The 17,337-nt window shown below is 66.9% G+C and carries 12 protein-coding genes; 7 read left to right on the plus strand and 5 right to left on the minus strand.

The window, feature by feature from the left end; all coding sequences use genetic code 11:
* The first annotated feature begins 10 nt into the window (after positions 1-10).
* Positions 11-4,369, plus strand: coding sequence for a hypothetical protein (locus tag OG306_RS29875; RefSeq protein WP_371665814.1), 4,359 nt, complete (start codon positions 11-13; stop codon positions 4,367-4,369).
* A gap of 387 nt (positions 4,370-4,756) precedes the next feature.
* Complete coding sequence (locus tag OG306_RS29880) at positions 4,757-5,326, plus strand: hypothetical protein (protein ID WP_371665815.1); 570 nt, start codon at positions 4,757-4,759, stop codon at positions 5,324-5,326.
* Positions 5,327-5,535: 209 nt separating this feature from the next.
* On the opposite strand, the gene OG306_RS29885 is transcribed toward OG306_RS29880, so the two are convergent.
* Together OG306_RS29885 and OG306_RS29890 are read right to left on the minus strand one after the other, a co-directional pair.
* Entirely contained in the window at positions 5,536-6,915 is a 1,380-nt protein-coding gene (locus OG306_RS29885) for an IS1380 family transposase (protein ID WP_371665816.1), read from the minus strand.
* Between the two features lie 165 nt (positions 6,916-7,080).
* Positions 7,081-7,596 (minus strand): GNAT family N-acetyltransferase, encoded by a 516-nt coding sequence (locus OG306_RS29890; RefSeq protein WP_371665817.1) that lies wholly within the window; start codon positions 7,594-7,596, stop codon positions 7,081-7,083.
* A gap of 363 nt (positions 7,597-7,959) precedes the next feature.
* On the opposite strand from OG306_RS29890, the gene OG306_RS29895 reads away from it, so the two are divergent.
* From OG306_RS29895 to OG306_RS29910, 4 genes are all read left to right on the plus strand, one after another.
* On the plus strand, positions 7,960-8,475 hold the full coding sequence (locus OG306_RS29895) for a hypothetical protein (protein ID WP_371665818.1): 516 nt from the start codon (positions 7,960-7,962) through the stop codon (positions 8,473-8,475).
* A gap of 209 nt (positions 8,476-8,684) precedes the next feature.
* Positions 8,685-9,860, plus strand: a complete 1,176-nt coding sequence (locus tag OG306_RS29900) for a tyrosine-type recombinase/integrase (protein ID WP_371665819.1) — start codon at positions 8,685-8,687, stop codon at positions 9,858-9,860.
* Entirely contained in the window at positions 9,857-10,195 is a 339-nt protein-coding gene (locus OG306_RS29905; protein WP_371665820.1) for a helix-turn-helix domain-containing protein, read from the plus strand. Before OG306_RS29900 ends, OG306_RS29905 begins: the two co-directional genes overlap by 4 nt.
* A gap of 125 nt (positions 10,196-10,320) precedes the next feature.
* Positions 10,321-11,754, plus strand: a complete 1,434-nt coding sequence (locus tag OG306_RS29910) for a hypothetical protein (RefSeq protein WP_371665821.1) — start codon at positions 10,321-10,323, stop codon at positions 11,752-11,754.
* A gap of 253 nt (positions 11,755-12,007) precedes the next feature.
* Here the strand turns inward: OG306_RS29910 and OG306_RS29915 are convergent, their stop codons facing one another.
* Positions 12,008-12,478 (minus strand): hypothetical protein, encoded by a 471-nt coding sequence (locus OG306_RS29915; protein ID WP_371665822.1) that lies wholly within the window; start codon positions 12,476-12,478, stop codon positions 12,008-12,010.
* Positions 12,475-14,640, minus strand: coding sequence for a hypothetical protein (locus OG306_RS29920; protein ID WP_371665823.1), 2,166 nt, complete (start codon positions 14,638-14,640; stop codon positions 12,475-12,477). Before OG306_RS29920 ends, OG306_RS29915 begins: the two co-directional genes overlap by 4 nt.
* 568 nt (positions 14,641-15,208) lie before the next feature.
* Between OG306_RS29920 and OG306_RS29925 the strand changes: the two genes are divergently transcribed.
* Positions 15,209-15,748 (plus strand): NUDIX domain-containing protein, encoded by a 540-nt coding sequence (locus tag OG306_RS29925; protein WP_371665824.1) that lies wholly within the window; start codon positions 15,209-15,211, stop codon positions 15,746-15,748.
* A gap of 193 nt (positions 15,749-15,941) precedes the next feature.
* Here OG306_RS29925 and OG306_RS29930 read toward each other — a convergent pair whose 3' ends face one another.
* Positions 15,942-17,063, minus strand: coding sequence for a hypothetical protein (locus tag OG306_RS29930; protein ID WP_371665825.1), 1,122 nt, complete (start codon positions 17,061-17,063; stop codon positions 15,942-15,944).
* Positions 17,064-17,337 lie beyond the last annotated feature (274 nt).

Raw genomic sequence — 17,337 nt, forward strand, 5'->3', positions numbered from 1 at the left:
CAGCCCGCCCATGACCACAACCGGCACGCCGCACACCCCCGCCCACCACCCGGAACCCGCCGGCACCGGCCTGGCCGCGGACGGGCCGCCCTCGTCCAACGACCTGCTCGAAGAGTTCTCGACTACGGGAGGCACGGTCGAGCTGTTCCCGGTGAACTTCACCGCCTACCGGCACAACCCCGACCTGGAGACCGACGAGCACGTCCGGAAGATTGCGCACCTGCTCGCCCCCTACGGCCTCCACGTCAACCGGTGGACCACACCCGGGGACCAACGCGACCGGCAGGCGGTCGAGGAGCGCCTCGGCACCTGGAAGCGGCCCGATGGCGAATACGGCAATACGGTCCTCTACTGGGTCGGCCACGGGAGCGCCGAGAACCTCGCCCACCACCGCACCCCCGCACCCATCGACGACGGCATCACCCCGTACGAAGTCGCCCGTGCGATCGCCAGCCGCCAGCTCCACCCCGACGCCGAGGACAGCTGGGCGATCGTCGTCCTCGACGCCTGCTTCTCCCATCGCTTCGCCCAGAAAGTCCAACGCGAACTCCTCGACGAATACGGCGATGCCAAGCGCTACCTATTGCTGTCCACCGCCGCCAGAGGCCACGCCGAACTCGGCACCTTCGCGCAGGCTCTCGACCGGGTCCTGAACATCACCTTCCGCGGGCGGTCCACCATCCATCTCGCCGAGCTCGGTTTCGAGCTGGGCGAAGACCTCGGCGGCTTTCGCAATGACACCGCCGAACGCCGCAACCAACTTACCCGCACTCTTCCCGACGTCGCCTCTGCCGTCTCTGCGCCGCTCGACCAACTCGCTGAAATCCAGTCCGTTATCGACCAGTTGTCCGTCGACGAGCGGCGCCACTTCGTGCCCAAGGCTTCCGGCGCCGAGTTCGGCGAGCTCGCATGGTACTTCCACGGCCGCACCGCGCAGCGCGACCGCATCCTGAACTGGCTCACCACCACCACTCAGGGAGCCCTGGTGGTCACCGGCCCCGCTGGCGCCGGCAAGTCCGCACTTCTCGGGCACATCCTGCTGCACACCCGCACCGAGCTGCGCGACATCCTCGTCCGCTACGGCCACCTGAGCCCACTCCCACCCAGCACACCGCGTCCGGACAACCCTTTCGACCTTGTCGCCCACCTATCGGGCGTTACCCTCAACCGCTCCCTCCAGCTAGTCGCTGAGGCCGCCGACCTGTCCGACCTCGCCCACGAGGCCACCCAGGGACGGCCTTCATCCGGCCTCGCCGACCGACTGATCACCGAACTGCGTACTCGGCAGACCCGGTTGACGCTGCTATTCGATGCCCTCGACGAAGCCGAACAACCCCTCGTCATTGCCGATACCCTCCTACGCCCCCTGGCCTCGCTGCCGACCGTTCGCCTCGTCATCGGGACCCGGCGCTCCACCCGGGAGAGACCAGACCAGCCTGCACTCGCCCACACCGACCTCCTCGACACCCTCCAGCCCCGACGCCAACCCACAGGAGGTAAACCGACTTTCCGCCTGGAATTGGTCGAGGTGGACCATGACCAGGAAGCCCTCGCCGGATACCTGCAGGCCAAGCTGACCTCCGCGAAGGACCGGGGTGCCCTGAACGCCGACGACACCGACATCACCGCCCTCATCCGACGTCTGGTCACCGACTACCCACAGAGTGGCGTCGCGCCTCAGCAGTTCCTCTACGCCCGCCTCGCCGCCCACGAACTTCTCAATGACCCCCATCTGGTCACTGACCCCTCGCCGTTGATCGGCCGTACTCATCGCCAGCTCTTCACCCGCGCCCTCGAACGCCTCCACCGCACCAACCCCCACTACACCCCTCTCCTTCAAGCCCTCGGCCTTGCACAGGGCAGGGGCCTACCAGATCAGGGCGGCATCTGGGCCACTGTCGCAGACGCCCTCGAATCCGCCCACACGGGAACCAGGGACAGCATCCCTAACCTGTTGCATGACGCAGCCCCCTATCTCGCCCTAGACCAGGAGCACGGGCAGAGCGTCTACCGACTAGCCCACCGCACCTTCACCGAACACTTCATTAGCGCCTCCGACACCATCCCAGCGCACGCTGCCATCACCACCGCACTGATCCACCGCGCCACCCTGGTCCTGGAGCCGCCGAACACCCATGACAGCTCCACTACCCGAGGAGCCCCACCAACCGTCAATCCCTATATCCGCCACCATCTCGCTGCCCACGCCCGCCTCGGCCACAGCGCTGGAGCCTTCGATGTCCTAGGCGAGAACCCCAGCGTCCTAGACGCCCTCGATCTCGGCAGCATCACCACTGCGGTCCTCGGGTACGGCCTGCCCTCAGACCTACCAGCAGCCATCGCTGGGGTTGTTCTCCTTCAGCACCACGCCCGAGACACCACACTCGATCAGCAGGATGACGCTGCCGTCACCGCTTGGCGCCGATGGTTCCGAAGGCTCGGAACCACCTACGTCCAAGGCACCCCACCCCCGACCGAGCCGCAACCCCACGGGCCCGGAACAGCACCCCCCGACCTAATCGCAGGATTCGTCCGGCGACACCCGCTCCACCTTCAACTGGCTGGTCACACGGGTCGGGTGCGGGCGGTGGCAGCCTTCACCACACCCGATGAAATTCTTTGCCTGGCCACCGCTGGCGACGACGGGACAGTGCGAATCTGGAACCCCATCACCGGAAGCCAACTCGGCGAACCACTCACCGGTCACACGGGTCGAGTGCGGGCGGTGGCAGCCTTCACCACACCCGATGGCACTCCTCACCTGGCCACCGCTGGCGACGACGGGACAGTGCGAATCTGGAACCCCATCACCGGAAGCCAACTCGGCGAACCACTCACCGGTCACACGGGTCGAGTGCGGGCGGTGGCAGCCTTCACCACACCCGATGAAATTCTTTGCCTGGCCACCGCTGGCGACGACGGGACAGTGCGAATCTGGAACCCCATCACCGGAAGCCAACTCGGCGAACCACTCACCGGTCACACGGGTCGAGTGCGGGCGGTGGCAGCCTTCACCACACCCGATGGCACTCCTCACCTGGCCACCGCTGGCGACGACGGAAGGACCCGGATCTGGAACCCCATCACCAGAAGTCAGACGGCTCAGCTCATCGGGCACACAGGCCGGGTGAACGCGGTGGCGGCCTTCACCGCGCCTGACGGCTCTCCCCGCCTGGCCACCGCCAGCAATGACAGGACGATTCGGATCTGGAACCCCATCGCCGGAACCCGGCTCGGCGAACCTCTCACTGGTCACACCGGCCGAGTGAGCGCGATGACGATCTTCACCGCGCCTGATGAAACTCCTCGCCTGATCACCGCCAGCCACAACGGGGAGGTGCGGCTCTGGCGCCCGGCCGCTGGAAGCCGACGCGGTGAGCCTCTCACCAGCCACCCCGGCCGGGTGAACGCGGTGGCGGTCTTCACTGCGCCTGACGGCACTCCTCGCCTGGCCACCGCTGGCGACAACGGGACGGTGCGAATCTGGGATCCGGCGGCTGGAAGCCAACTTGGCGAGCCTCTCACCGGTCACCTCGGTTGGGTGGACGAGGTGGTGGTCTTCGCCGCACCCGACGGTACTCCTCGCGTGGCCACCACTGACCGCAACGGGGAGGTTTGGATCTGGGATCCGGCCGCTGGAAGCCAACTTGGCGAGCCTCTCACCGGTCACCCCGGCCGGGTAGACAAGGTGGTGGGCTTCACCGCACCCGACGGCACCCACCGCCTGGTCACCACTGACCGCAATGGGGGGGTTTGGATCCGGGATCCGGCCGCTGGGGGCCAGCCGACTCAGCTCATCGGTCACACGGGCTGGGTGGAAGAGGTGGTGGTCTTCGCCGCATCCGACGGTACTCCCCGTCTGGTCACCGCTGACTGGTACGGGAGTATTCGGATCTGGGATCCGGCCACTGGGGGTCAGACGGCCCAGCTCACCGGTCACACGGGCCGGGTGAGCGTGATGGCGGTCTTTGCCGCGCCCGACGGTACTCCCCGTCTGGTCACTGCCAGCGGCAATGGGGAGGTTTGGATCTGGGATCCGGCCACTGGGGGCCAGACGGCCCAGCTCACCGGTCACACGGGCCGGGTGAGGGCAATGGCGGTCTTCGCCGCACCTGACGGTACCCACCGCCTTGCCATTGCTAGCGACGACGGGACAGTGCGGATCTGGAACCCCGCCAACGGCGCAGAGACCGTACTGCCTTTGGCTGCACCGGCTCACTCACTAGCAGGGGGCTACGGCCTGTTCGTCGCGGGCACCGCAGGGGGCTTCCTCTGCTTCGATCTTTCCACTGTGTGCTCCCGGCCGACGGATATCGGCTCCCCGGGCACTTCAATGGTCAGCCCCTCATCGGGCACGCCGGCGCGGTGAACGTGTTGGCGGTGTTCGCCGCACTGAACGGCTCCCCTGCCTCGCCATCGCCGGCGACGACCGGATTGTGCGGATCTGGAATCCCGCCATGGGGAGCACTCACACGCTGCCTGTGGCAGACCAGGTCTACGGGCTGGCGGAGCGCAGTGGGCTGCTTTTCGGTCGTGTCGAGCGATGAACCTTCACGATCGAACTTCGGTTCAATCCGGAGGACCTACCCCCATCCTCGCGGGCTTGCCAGACAGAACCGCTCGCGCAAAGCCTTCACCGCGCTGCGGCTACCGCCAACTTAGCGAGGCTCATGTACAGCTCCAACAACAGGAACATCTGCTACCCGAGCTATTCAGCGGGTTTCGATACCCGACTGCGCCATTACGGTCCCCGTCCGTGCACGACGCCGAATTCAACCGCCAGTTGCGGAAGATCAGACCGGAGCGCGTTGAGATCACCATCAGCCGTCTCCTGGCTGTCTACATGTACCAGGACCTCGACCTCGGCTATTACACGTGGACGCCGATCGCTGAAATCCCGCTCGGTGTCGCCGAGGCCGATGCTGCGGCGCCTGAGGTGGTGTGCGGGAAGGCGCGGACCACGGCGACGTACGGTGCCACGCCCCCGTGGGGAGACTCCGACGCGGAATGTGAGATCGCGGTCGGACGGCTGATTGCGCAACCGCCCGTGTCCGAGTCGCAGATCCGGCACGAGTCGTTCGTGAGTGCCGCGCTCGACGACAGCACCTTCTTCGAAGACGGCGAGCCTCCCATGCCTGTGTGGCCAGATCCGGTCACGGTTGCCTGCGAGCGCCCTTCCGGCGGCGGCGTGTGCGGCTCCACCAGGCTCCGGGTGCGTGGCTCGTGGAACAGTCCGGCCGTGATCATCTGCGAGCGCGGGCATAGCTGGCTGGACACGGTCGAGATGATGCGCGAAGTGATCGTCGCCGCCGAACCGGCGCAGTGACCGGTACGGCGGCGACGCCCAGATATCGAGGTCTAGCCTCGATCGTTCATGAGTCCTCGTCGGTTCGCTGACGGGGACTCTGTGCTTGCGAGGTGCGGAATTTCGTGGGCTGGGGCAGGTTGGCGGCCCGGCTATCGCGTCGGGTGGGCGCCGGGGTTCCACGGCTCCGGGATGTTGCTGTGGCTCGTCGGGACGGTCGGAGTTGCTGGTCAGCCTGGGTTCGGCAGGGCTGCAAGTCGCTGGATCGCGCGGGTGATCACATCCGTCCAGGGCCATCGGGCGGTGAAGCGGAGCCAGCGGCGGCGGCCGGTGGTGACCAGCTGGGCGGCGGCAGAGAACAGCCGCAGGCGAAGCCGTTTGGGCTCCCAGCGGCGGGTTTCTGCAGTCAGGGCGAGCATCGGCATCCAGGCGAGGAGGTCGAGTGCGATCTGGACGATCTCCAGCCAGATCCGGTTCTGTGCGGTGTCGTGCAGGGGCAGGTTGCGCAGGCCGGTGTCGCGGGCGTTTCGGATGCGGTCCTCGCAGCGGGCCCGGCGGCGGTGACGTAGTTCCAGGTTGGCGAGCTGGCCGCCTTGGGTATTGGTCGCGAAACAGGTGAGCCGTAGTCCATCGAGGTCGGTGAATCGCAACTGGGCTCCGGGGTGCGGTCGTTCTTTGCGGACGATTAGCCGCATGCCCTTGGGCCACATGCTCAGGTCGGGGATGTCGGTGATCTCTGCGAGCCAGGCGCCGGGCCGCTCGGTGCCGTCGGCGTCGTAGGCCGGCGTCCATGCCTTCTTCGGAATCTTCAGGACGGCCTGGTGGATGGCGTCGGTGATGGTCATTCCGACGGAATACGACAGCCACCGGCCCCGGCGGGAGAGCCAGTCGAGGAAGGCATGGGTCCCGCCGGCGGAGTCGGTGCGGATCAGCGTCTTCCGGCCCCGCCGCAGGTGCTTGGGGACTTGGGCCAGGGCGAGTTGGGCTGTTTCGATGTGATCGCTCGCGGTGTTGGAGCCGGCGTTGCCGGGCCGCAGCAGCGCGGCCACCGGCTCTCCGGAACCGGCCTGGCCGTGGTCAACAAACGCGACGAGCGGATGATGGCCGAAGGTCTTCTTCCAGGTCGCGGTGGCATCCTGCTTCTCGGAGTGCGCAAGGACGAGCACGCCGTCGATGTCCACGATCACGTGACCGTCGGCGGCCGGACTTCTCACCCCGGCCAGTTCCCAGACCTGCGACCGTACTTCGGCCCGCGCCGACCGGATCGCGGTGAGTGCCTTCGGTCCGGCTGCGGCGAGGGAGCCGATGAGCCGGGAGACCGTGGGGTCGGATGCCACCGGGCCGAACACGTCGGGCTCGGTCCGCAGCATGGCGACATCGGCGAGGCAATCCCCGCCCAGAGCCGTCGCGAGCGCGACATCCAGCAGGACTTTGCCAGGGTCGTGCACCGTCCGCGGCTTGCGCCACGGCGCCAGTGCCGTCGATATCGCGGTGTCCAGGCCGCACTTGCGGACCGTCTCGACCAGCAGCACCGCCCCGGCCTGCGAAACCGTCCCGCTGCCACCGCCCTCGACGCGGACACGCGGGTACAACCCGATACGCTTGCTCACCTGGAGAGTGCTTCTTTCCGTGCAGCCAACAGGACCCTAGACAAGTCCCATCGTTGCAGGTCAGGAGCACTCTCCGCTTATTTGATCAAGCATCGGACAACCCACGTCGTGAAAGCCCGAGGCTAGACAAGCGCTATCGCCCCAGGTCAGAGGCACTCTCCTGAGTCAAGGAATGCTCAGTGTTGTGGGGCAGGTCCGGACGTTCAGAACCATTGTGTCCGAGTTGCCGTTGCGCCCGACCCGGGTGAAGCCGAGGGCAGTGTAGAGGTGCATAGCAGGGTTGCCGTCCTCGACGCTGAGGCTGAGCCGAGCGACCGGGGCCAGTCCCCCTGCGGCGGCCTGGATCAGCGCCTCCATCAGGGCCCGACCGTGCCCGCGGCCGCGGTGTTCGGGCAATAGGCCGAGGGTCAGCTCAGGGACGTCCGGTGCAACGAAGCCGTATCCGGGCTCACTCTCGGGGAGGCGCCGCGCCCAGACCGCGCCCATCGGTTCGCCGGCGTCGGTCTCTGCGATGACCCCGAAGTCGTCCCTGCGGGGCCAGCCGACGAGGTAGCGCGCGGCGTGCGGCTCAGCGGCGAGCTGCTCGGCAGTGAACCGCTGCTCGCCGCTCCAGTTGTATGCCTCGAGCAGGATGCGCCAGAGGAAGTCGGCGTCGCGGGCGATGGCAGGGCGGACAGACATCAACGGCCTTCGGGTCGGGAGCGGTGCGGGCCGACGATAGGTCGCCATCTGTAGATCGGCAAGGAGATTCGTCGCGGGACGCCTGTCCCACCGGTCGGCCCCCCGGAGGGTTACCGGGAATCTCCGGGGCTGACGTCCAGCCGACGATCACCCGCTACTTGTCTTCACCTCGGGAGTGAAGTCCTCTTACTGACCATCAGAACCCCGGAATGCCCTATCGCCCCAGGTCAAAAGCACTCCTGGACATGTTGGTCACGCTCAGGTGCTCTGGCTCATGAAAGCGCGAGGCTAGGACCAGGCTTGTGGCGCGCTGAGGCGTCAGGTAGACAGGCGGTCAGGCCGTGAAGAACAAAGGGGGGGGAAATGTCGGATTGGTTCGGCTTGGAGGCGCGGCAGACTCTGAAGGAGCGGCGGCAGAAGGAGGAGCGCCTGGCGTGGTCTGCGCTGTGGGATGTGGCCACTCGCACGCCGTTTCTCCGCAAGGTTGACGTGGTCGACGAGGACTCCTACTGCTACACCGCGGAGGTGCTGGTCGACAGCGGCCCGATCATCAATTCCCTCGATGCACTGGCCTACGCCGTCGTCGACCCGAACGCGGCCTTCTTCCTCCCACTGGTCGAAGCGGCAAGGGAGGTCAGGGTCCTCGCGGACATGTTCCCGGCCTGGACCGACCACTGCGACGCGCGCTTTCCCGCACCCGCAGGGCAGTCCGACGACACGCCCATGAAGTACATCAACGGCCGAGCCATGCGTGCGTGGTCCCGGGCCGACGAAGCCGAAGCCGCGGTGGAACGAGCGCAACAAGCATTGGACCGGCTGTACCCCGCCCTCATCGACTTCTACGGCTACGACGTCGTCAACGGGCGATGGGCCGCCTGATGCGCTACGTCGAAGCACCTGATGAGTACGAGGGGCACGGCGGCCCGTGCGTGTTCCTTACTAGAGTACGCGTGGGTTCCTGATGGGGGCCGTACGCCTACCACAACTGTCTGAGCTGGTCGGGGCTTTGCGCCCCGCGTCACCCGCTCGTGGGGGATTCTGTCGCTAACTCCTGGAATCCAGGAGTTAGCCGCGTAACTTGCTTGTTCGTGGCCGATTCCCGAACTCCCACGCTCCACCCAGTCCCCGCGCCCGCCGTCCGCGAGCCGGGGCTCGCGGACGTGGTGACGCTGCAGCGCCGGCGCCAGGCTGAGGCGCACCTGGAGGATGAGGAGGGCTTCTTCCTCGACACGCTCGCCGAGTACCGGTGGGCGCGGGACGCGGCAGGGCTGGCCCCGAGCACCCTCGACCAGCTGATCAAGCCGGTTATTGAGCTGTGCGACTACTACTCGCTGGCGCCGTGGCGGATCACGCCACGCCACTTGGACAGCTACTTCGCCGGCCCTGGGAAGCGAGCCCGGGGCACCATACGGCAGAAGATCACGCGGATCGACGCGTACTTCGCCTTCCTGGAGCAGCGGTACGCGGGCGAGATCTCCCGCGCTTTCGGGGCGACGGTAGAGTCGCCGGTCGATCCGTTCAATCGCCCCAGGCACCGTGGCGACTTCGGGCTACGCATCCCTCCCTCGGCACAGGCCATGACGGACTTCTTCCGGCGGTGGCGGACGTCGTTGCCCGAGGCCCGGAAGTACGCGGTCGCCGCCCGCGACTACGTCATGAGCAAGATTGCCTACCTGTCTGGGGCGCGGGCGTCCGAACTGTGCCCGGTCCGGCTCAACGAGGTCTTCTGGCACCACGGTCAGTGGGGCCGGTTCCTCGTCCACGGAAAGGGTGCCCACGGCTCGGGCCCCCGGGACCGGGAGGCGTACCTCTTCGCCGAGGGCCGCGAATTGCTGTGGTGGTACGTCGAGGAGATCCGGGGCCTGTTCCTCGACGATCCGGAACATCCGCAGGCCCCGTTGTGGCCATCGGAGCGGCTCCCCGTGGCAGCAGTGAAGCTGGGCGTGGATGCCCCGTGCAACCCGGTCACGCCATCCACGCTCCGGGCGGTACTGAAGACCGCGAGCGGGCTCTACCTCCAAGGCCCGGTCACGCACCTCTTTCCACACCTCGTACGGCACGCGTGCGCCACGCACAACTACGAGCGCGGAATGACGTTGTGGGAGGTACAGCGATTACTCGGACACGAGTGGAGCAGCACCACGGTCCGGTACATCGGCACCGCGCATTCCGATCCCGAAATCGCGGGCCCAGAGCGAATCTACACCGCGGCTGCCACCCGGGCCGCCCAGCGTTTGACCACCAGCACGGGGAGTCTTCGATGAAATGGAACCTGCGGTGGGTTGCGGCTCAACGGGACATCTGGCGGCCGGTCCAGCTCCAGCGGGCCTTCGCCGAGGTCGGCTTCACGCCTTCGCTGAGTAAGGTCGCCGCGCTGTGGGGAGGTACCCCGGTCAGTGTTCGGCTCGATGATCTCGACAAGATCTGCGCCGCGCTGAACTGCACCGTGGACGAGCTCCTCCAGCCGGAGCCGATTGCCGCCGCCGTGCCCGAGCAGCAAGCCCTTCGCGCGGTCGGTGACGATGCGCCGGTTGCAGAAGCGCCGCGGCCCATGCCCCGGTCGACACGCTCCTCCGGCCGGCTGCTTCCACCCAACTGATGGCCGTGGGCGAGCCACAGAGCTGCCGTGGATGCGGTACATGGTGGGGCAACACCGTCTGTCCGGCATGTATCCGATGGGAGGCCAAGTACCCCCTCGGACTGTGCACGAAGTGCCGCCGCGTCGTGCCTGTTCAGCAGGGCCTTTGCCGGGGCTGTCGGGTCCACATTCATCACCACGGACCCGACGCGCCGATCCAGCTGTGGTTCGGCGGTGTCCTCGCCCTGGGCGTCGGCGGCGCATCCCGCGCGCTCGGTTACACCCCGCAGGGCCGGCCGGGCCGGAGGCGGGCCCAGCAGGCCGCCCGCCCGAAACCTCAGCCGGTCTCTGAGCACCTCGCCTTCCCAGGCCAGCTTCCGCTGTTCGACGTCGAGCGTGACTGGAGCCGCATCTCGATTGACGGGCCCGAGCTGCCTTCGCTGACACCGGAGGCCGCCAGCGTCCTGGAACAGCTGACGCAGTACGCCAGAAGGCACTCGTGGATCGAGTCGACCGAGAAGCAAGTCGGCCGAACCTTACGGGTGTTGGTGTCCTGGCTCGGGGCCGCAGCCCCGATCGACGAGCGCGATGTTGGCGCTCTCACCCGAGATACGTCGTGTTCCTGCGGCCCACGCACCGCCGCCTTCCTCGACTCGTGCGGCCTGCTCGTTCCGCTTCCTGCCCCTGTCGTTGGTCCGCACGAGGCCGCCGTCCGGCGCCTGGTCAGCGAGGCTCCGGACGACTTCCGCAGCGACGTCGACCGCTGGGTGGCCGTCCTCAGAGGTGAAGGACGATTGGAGCACCGGGCCTTGAACTGGTCCACGATCCGCAAGTATGTCGGCTACCTCGCCCCCGTACTGACCCGGTGGACAGGCGATTACACGAGTCTGCGCGAGGTGACGAAGGCCACGATCACGACTGCCTTGAAGGACGTGACCGGCACCACGGCACAGGACCGGCACGTCGCCCTGCGCAGCCTGTTCAGCGCACTCCTCCAGGAACGGCTCATCTTCCGTGATCCAACCCGCGGCATCAGCATGCCCGGACATCAGCGCCCGCCGGCCTCACTTCCTACCGGTCTGCTGTCCCGGATCTTTGAGCGGGCCGAGGATCGCCTCACGCGCGTGATCATCGTGCTGATCTCCGTACATGCGATGACGCCCACAGCAGTTCGGATGCTGGAGCTGAACCGCGTGGACATGTCGAAGGCCCGCATCGACCGAGGCGGCTTCCCTCGCAGCTACATCTATATGGATGAACTGACCCACCGCGTGCTCAGCGACTGGTTGAGCGAGCGGCACGAACGGTGGCCGCGGACCCAGAATCCGTACCTCATGGTCAGCAACCGCTCTGCGGCTGACTACCGGAGGCCACCGATCACGGAGACGCACCTGCATCGCCTCCTCCAGCGGCTTGGCGGAGTACACGCCACCCAGCTCCGCATCGACCGGGTCCTCGACGAAGCCCACGAGTCCGCCGACCCGGTGCGGATCATGAGACTGTTCGGCCTGTCCTCCACCACGGCCATGAACTACGTCGCCACCGCGCATCCGGCGGAAGGCGCAAGTATCCGGAAGTAGGCAGTCGTCAGGACCGTGGGTGCGCGGCCAAGAGCAGCCTGGCGATCGAGCCGGCCTCAGTGATGCGACCCGAACGAACTGCGTCCAGGGCCTCGCTCAGCTTCCACCAGTGCACCGTCATGTCGATCTCGGTGTCGTCCCGGAGAGCAGCCGTGCCGGACCGCAGATCGGTGGCGAGGAAGGGATGCGGCCAGGTACGACCAGGCGCCCCGGACCTGGGATGTGCCAGGCCCGGGGCGCAGCCCGTCGACGCTCAGGTCGCGCCGTCCCACAGCGCTGACGGATCCACTCCGATGTCGACGCCGGGGTGGGCGTGGCCGTCCAACGGGCTGAGGATCCGGGCCGTCCAGCCTTCGGCACTGCGAGCTGGCTCTACGGTCGCATCTGCCCGCAGTGGCAGCACCGTCAACAGCGCCCATGACTGTGCCCGGGCCCGGCCCTCGCGCGGGTGGCGGTAGTGCTCAGCCAGCCGGTCGGCCACCGCCGTAGTTCCGGCGCGGTGGACGCTGCCCACGTAGCGGCACGCGATGCGGGCGTCCCAGGCGACGTAGACGGCTGACCGTGCGGTGATCCGGTTGCGGACGACTTCGGGACGGGCACGGCACGTGAGCGCGCTCAGCGCCCGCCGGTCCCCTTCGCCAACACTGAGGATGGGCCTCAGGAGCCGAAGGGCCGGCAGCAGGCTCACGAACGCGGCCTTCGGGATTATCGGCCCGCCGCTCATGCCTCGTCGTCCTCGTCCTCGTCGAGATCGGTGATCAGGCCGTCCGTGCGGATCGGGCCGTAGCGTGCCAGGAAGGTGTCGACCTTCTGCAGCCGCTCGCGCAGCGCATCGACAGTCTCTGGACTGCCGAGGACTTCGCGGCCGCGGTGCTGTGTCATACGGACCAGGCCCCGAATGGCTTTGAGGGCGTCTGTGACCGCGGCGTCCAGGCGGCGGCGCAGCCGGACATCCTCCGCCAGCTCACTGTCGTCTGCCCCTCCGGTGCCGCCCTGGGCGCCGCGCAGGCGGGCCTTGTTCTCCTCGATGGCCGCTTCGGCGGCCGCGGGGTCGCCGGCGTAGACGAGATCCCACTCGTATTCGATGGTCTCCTGGGCGCCAGCTTTGTCGATGACCGGGTCGCCCTCGGTGACCTGGCGGCCGTTGTACTCGCGAGCTTGGGTGTGGAACTGCTTCGGCCGTACGGTGTCATCGGCGGCGACGTGCGCGCGGGCGATGGAGTGCAGCATCCGCAGCCCGCCCTGAGTCTTCGACAGCAGGGTCAGCAGCTGCACCGGACCGACGCGGTACGGGGTGGAACTGCTAGCGCGGGTGATGCCCTCCTTGGAGCCGCGCTCGCGGGTGCTGTAGCCGTCGAGGATGGCCGCGGTGCCGCCGAGTACCGTGAGTTCGGCGATGGCGAGTTCGTCGCCGTCCAGGGCACGGTGCAGGACCTCGTCGAGGACGTCGTGTGCGCTGTCGCCCTGGGTGAGCTGCCAGGGGGCCTTCCACACCCAGTCGGTGATGGTGCCACCGTCGCTGAAGGTCCGCATGGCCTGCTCGATGGTCTCGGAGCTGCGGTAGGCGGACAGGGCCAGGGGAGCGAGGTGGCCGCCGATGCGCTTACGGTCGGCCTTGCCCATACCGAATTCCTGCTTGATTAGGTCGTTCAGCCTCCACGCGTGCGGTGCTGCCAGCACGGTGTGCTGGTGCACCGCCGAGGACCACAGGCGGTGGGCGGGCAGCTTCAGGTGGTCTTGCAGGGCCTGGACTCCGAGAGAACTGCCCAGGATGCGCCTGGTCTGCTGCGTCACCCATCCCTCGCGGGCAGCGTGGCGATATACGCGATGCATGCCCTGGGCGCTCTGTGCGCCGCCGGCCCACGCCCGCACGTGCACGTGGAGGTTGGCGAGGATTTCGTCGCGGGCCGCGACCAGGTCCTCCAGCGGCTTGCCGTCCTCGCTCCAGGCACCGACGATGACGGTGGCGGGGAAGGTGAGACTGTGACCCTCGCGTTGAGTCGCCTCCGTGATGTGCGGCTCGGCGAGGCCGCGGCGGACGCGGTTGGCCATCTCACTCACGGTGCGGCGAGCCGCTCGGTCGTCCGCGGTGCGGTGGCCGCCGGGCCGGTTGAGCGGCCCGATCACGGTGGCGACGCACGCGGCGGCGGCCGCGTCGAGGTCGCCGCCGGTACGGGCGAGCCAGAGGCTCACCAGGCGGCTGTTGCCGTCACCGGTGACGAGGAAGGTGTCTATGCTGTCGTCGGCATAGCAAACCCGGACGATGAACAGCGTCATCGGCTCCTTGACGCCCTGCTGCAGGACGCTGTCGGTGTAGTCGTTCTCGCCGCCTTCCGCTTCGAAGGTCTGGCGCATGCTCTCCTTGACCGCATCGGCCAGCGCGTGGCGGTCTTTCAGCCGTACGCTCAGGATCGGCAGCGGCTGGCCGCTGCCCTCGTCGATGAGCGTCTCGTACTCGGTCGGCGGGGATTCGGGCTGGGCGATGTCCATGGCGGTGCGCTGCAGGTGGCCCCAGCGCTGGTTGAGCACAAAGTCGGGCAGGACACCCATGTCGAGGTAGCGCCGGTGGATGGGGACGGCGGTCAGTTCACCGCCGGCAACGGGCTTGCTGGCCAGAAGGTTGACGATGTCGTCGCCCGCCTTTTGCTCCTCGGCGAACGCCCGCAGGTGCGGTGGATCGACGGAGCCGGAGGTGACGACACTGGCCGCGTCGTTGTCCAGCAGCCTGCTCTTCGGGTTGGCGACCAGCGCCCTGCGTACGGGCGGCAGGCTTTTGAGCGGCAGCGGGTCCGGGACCGGGTTGGGGCGGCGCAGCAGTGGCGGTAGGTTCTCGTTGTCGGTGTCCTCCGGCTCCATGGCGGGGACGGCGACGTCGGGCGTACTCATCAGATCAACTCGCCTCTCTCGGTGGAGCGGCGCGCTACGGACCGATCGGGCCCGGTCCCTGACATCGTGCCGGGGATCCACTGCGCGCCGCCGGAGAGGCGGCGAGCGCCGTCACAGTCCCTCACCGGCTCTGGGGTCCGGGCTGTCCTGTGCCGACCGGCGTTCCACGGTTCCAGGCGGGCTGCTGGTCGGTCGGATCTGTTTCATCCGAGGGTCCCGTTGTCGGGTGCCAGCCGCCCTTCACCCCCCACTTCTGCTGCTGGGGAATGCGGTTGCGTGTAGCCGAAGCGGTGCGCGGTCTACAGGGCATCGCACCCATAGACACTCTCAGAGTAACTCACGTCACTGACAGTGGAGTTCGACTCTGCTTAGGCACAACGCAGGCGTAGCACCTGACTGTTCGGCCCCTTACGTTTGTAGAGGAGGCGGACCACTTCTGCGACCCATTGAGCGACGGCATCGAGGTGTCCGCCTGCGGGTAGAAGGCCGAGCCGCGCTACCTCTTGACAGGGAAACTCGTCCACCTGAATCCAAGGGGGTGGGCCGCAGCCACGACCGAGGAGTAGCCATGGCCGATTGGGTACAGCTTTCGAGCGAGGTGGTCCATGAGGGCCCGTTCCTGACACTCCACCGTGACAAGGTGGTCAAACCGGACGGGGTCGGCACTGGCTTTTACGAGCACATCTGCGTTGACGACACGGTCCGCGTCGTCGCGCTCGACGACCACGGGCAGGTCGCGATCGTTGAGGACGACTTCTACCTCCAGCGCCGCAGAGTCCAGCACCTGCCGGGCGGCGGCAGCGCAGGCGAGGAGCCGCAGCAGGCAGCCCGCCGGGAGCTGGAGGAGGAGGCCGGCATCCTCGCAGGTAGCCTGCACCCGCTGGGTGTAATCGACCCCCTGCCAGCCACCACGAGCGCCCGGACACACCTCTTCCTCGCCACTGACCTGCGCCCTGGGCAACTGCACCGAGACGCCACCGAGATCGGGATGACGGTGGCGTGGATCCCCCTGGCCGACGCCGTGGACGCCGTACGATCCGGGCGAATAACCGAGGCCGGTAGCGTGACCGCACTCCTCCTTGCCCATGCCCTGAACACCCAGCGGTGAACTGCTCCAGGGCGAACCACTGCCGCCCGGAGTAGTCAGTCCGCGTCCAGCACCGCCCAGTACGGGCCCCTGAAGGGAGGTCGACAGGGAATGCTTGCACGTGACCGGCTCCATGTCCTGGTTCTCGTACGCGACAACTGCTACGTGAACCACCAGACACGGAGTTTGCACTAAGAACTCCTAACGGAATGCGTCAAAAATCGAAGTCTGGAGAGGAAGCAACACGGCTGGCCCTGAGTACCTGGGCAAGGGTCGAAAGCGCTTCGAATATCCCAAGGACCTCGCTGAGGAATTCGAGATACGTCATCCCGGAGGGGCTCTCATCGCTGACGATGCGGCCTGTCTGGAGGTCGTGATGTGCTGTCGCGTGGCCAATCGTGTTTCGGCGGCGATTATTGAGCAAGCTCTCGAATGACTCCCATCCCGGCACTTGTGCCACATATGCAATCTTGTAGGCATTGGATAGTTTGTCGAACTTATCGAGGTTCTTAGGGCGCTGCTTCTCGGGTACGCGGTCGGGGTGGACGTTGCCGAAGTCTTCAGGGTTGCCGCGCTTCACCGAGTTCTGGGCTGCGACGAGCGGCCACAGACACTTGCAGGCGAGCTCAAATCCGTGCTGGTAGAGGTCCCTCACCAGCGAGAACTCGTCGCGGTACAGCACTAGTTCGTCGAAGGAACCCTTGTCGCCCGGCCCGAAGAATCTTCCGAGGAGCCCCATCTCCCAGGACTCGTGATGCTCTACGAAACGGTTCAGCTCGGTGAAGACATCTCGCTCCAGACTCGCCGAGGACTGTCCTCGACGCCGAAAGGTCAGGAGGTGATCCCTGTGTCGTTCGATCGCTGCCGAGTGCTTCCGCGAGAATCGGCCGATCACGTTCGCGCTGGTGGTCCCCGTGGTCCCCGTGATCACCGTCGTCGCTGTTCCCATGACCTGGTAAGCGATAGTCGTTCGCTCGTGGCTCGTGCTCGGTTGCCGTTTAAGCTCAAGCTGCTGCTGTGCGATGCGAGCGAACATATCGGTATTGCCCTGGAGGTAGTACTGAAACAGCATGCGGACCGTGGGCCACATGACTTGGCCCGCCTCGAGCGCCGCACGCCGTTCGGACTCGAACTCCATAAAGGCGTCGTCGCCGAGGGCCTGGAGGAGCGTCATCGTTGGGAAGGACCCGTTCGGGGTGAACGAGTCGGCGTCGTAGCGCGACGGCACAAACGGATTGATAGTCACGACGCGTGTATCAGGAGGTTCTGACGCGGAGCCGCTCAGCACCTCGCACTCGATGTCGACACGGTGGTTCTGGAGCTCAGTGCCCGACATCGAGCCTCGGATCGACAGTCCGCAATGCGGGCACGGCAGATAGAAGCGCGTTCTGCGGGTCGCTTCCACGCCCAGCCGGGTAACGAATGCTTCGCCACATCCGTGGCACTTGAGGTGGTAGCGGGAGATCACGGGACCAAGCTACTCCGTATCGATCGAGGCGATGTGGATCATGGCTTCGGAGCTGGCGGTGAGGGTCTTGTAGTGCAGCACCTCGGTCGCCCTTCGTGTCCACCCCATCGTCCACCCTTCCCCAGTACCTGGCGCTGATCGC

The sequence above is a fragment of the Streptomyces sp. NBC_01241 genome (genome assembly GCF_041435435.1).
GTDB lineage: Bacteria > Actinomycetota > Actinomycetes > Streptomycetales > Streptomycetaceae > Streptomyces.

What these genes read in the sequence shown, in the direction of transcription:
- OG306_RS29875 (WP_371665814.1), top strand. Translation starts at nt 11, where the DNA reads ATGACCACAACCGGCACGCCGCACACCCCCGCCCACCACCCGGAACCC.
- OG306_RS29890 (WP_371665817.1), bottom strand. Translation starts at nt 7,596, where the DNA reads ATGTCTGTCCGCCCTGCCATCGCCCGCGACGCCGACTTCCTCTGGCGC.
- OG306_RS29895 (WP_371665818.1), top strand. Translation starts at nt 7,960, where the DNA reads ATGTCGGATTGGTTCGGCTTGGAGGCGCGGCAGACTCTGAAGGAGCGG.
- OG306_RS29905 (WP_371665820.1), top strand. Translation starts at nt 9,857, where the DNA reads ATGAAATGGAACCTGCGGTGGGTTGCGGCTCAACGGGACATCTGGCGG.
- OG306_RS29915 (WP_371665822.1), bottom strand. Translation starts at nt 12,478, where the DNA reads ATGAGCGGCGGGCCGATAATCCCGAAGGCCGCGTTCGTGAGCCTGCTG.
- OG306_RS29920 (WP_371665823.1), bottom strand. Translation starts at nt 14,640, where the DNA reads ATGAGTACGCCCGACGTCGCCGTCCCCGCCATGGAGCCGGAGGACACC.
- OG306_RS29925 (WP_371665824.1), top strand. Translation starts at nt 15,209, where the DNA reads ATGGCCGATTGGGTACAGCTTTCGAGCGAGGTGGTCCATGAGGGCCCG.
- OG306_RS29930 (WP_371665825.1), bottom strand. Translation starts at nt 17,063, where the DNA reads ATGTCGGGCACTGAGCTCCAGAACCACCGTGTCGACATCGAGTGCGAG.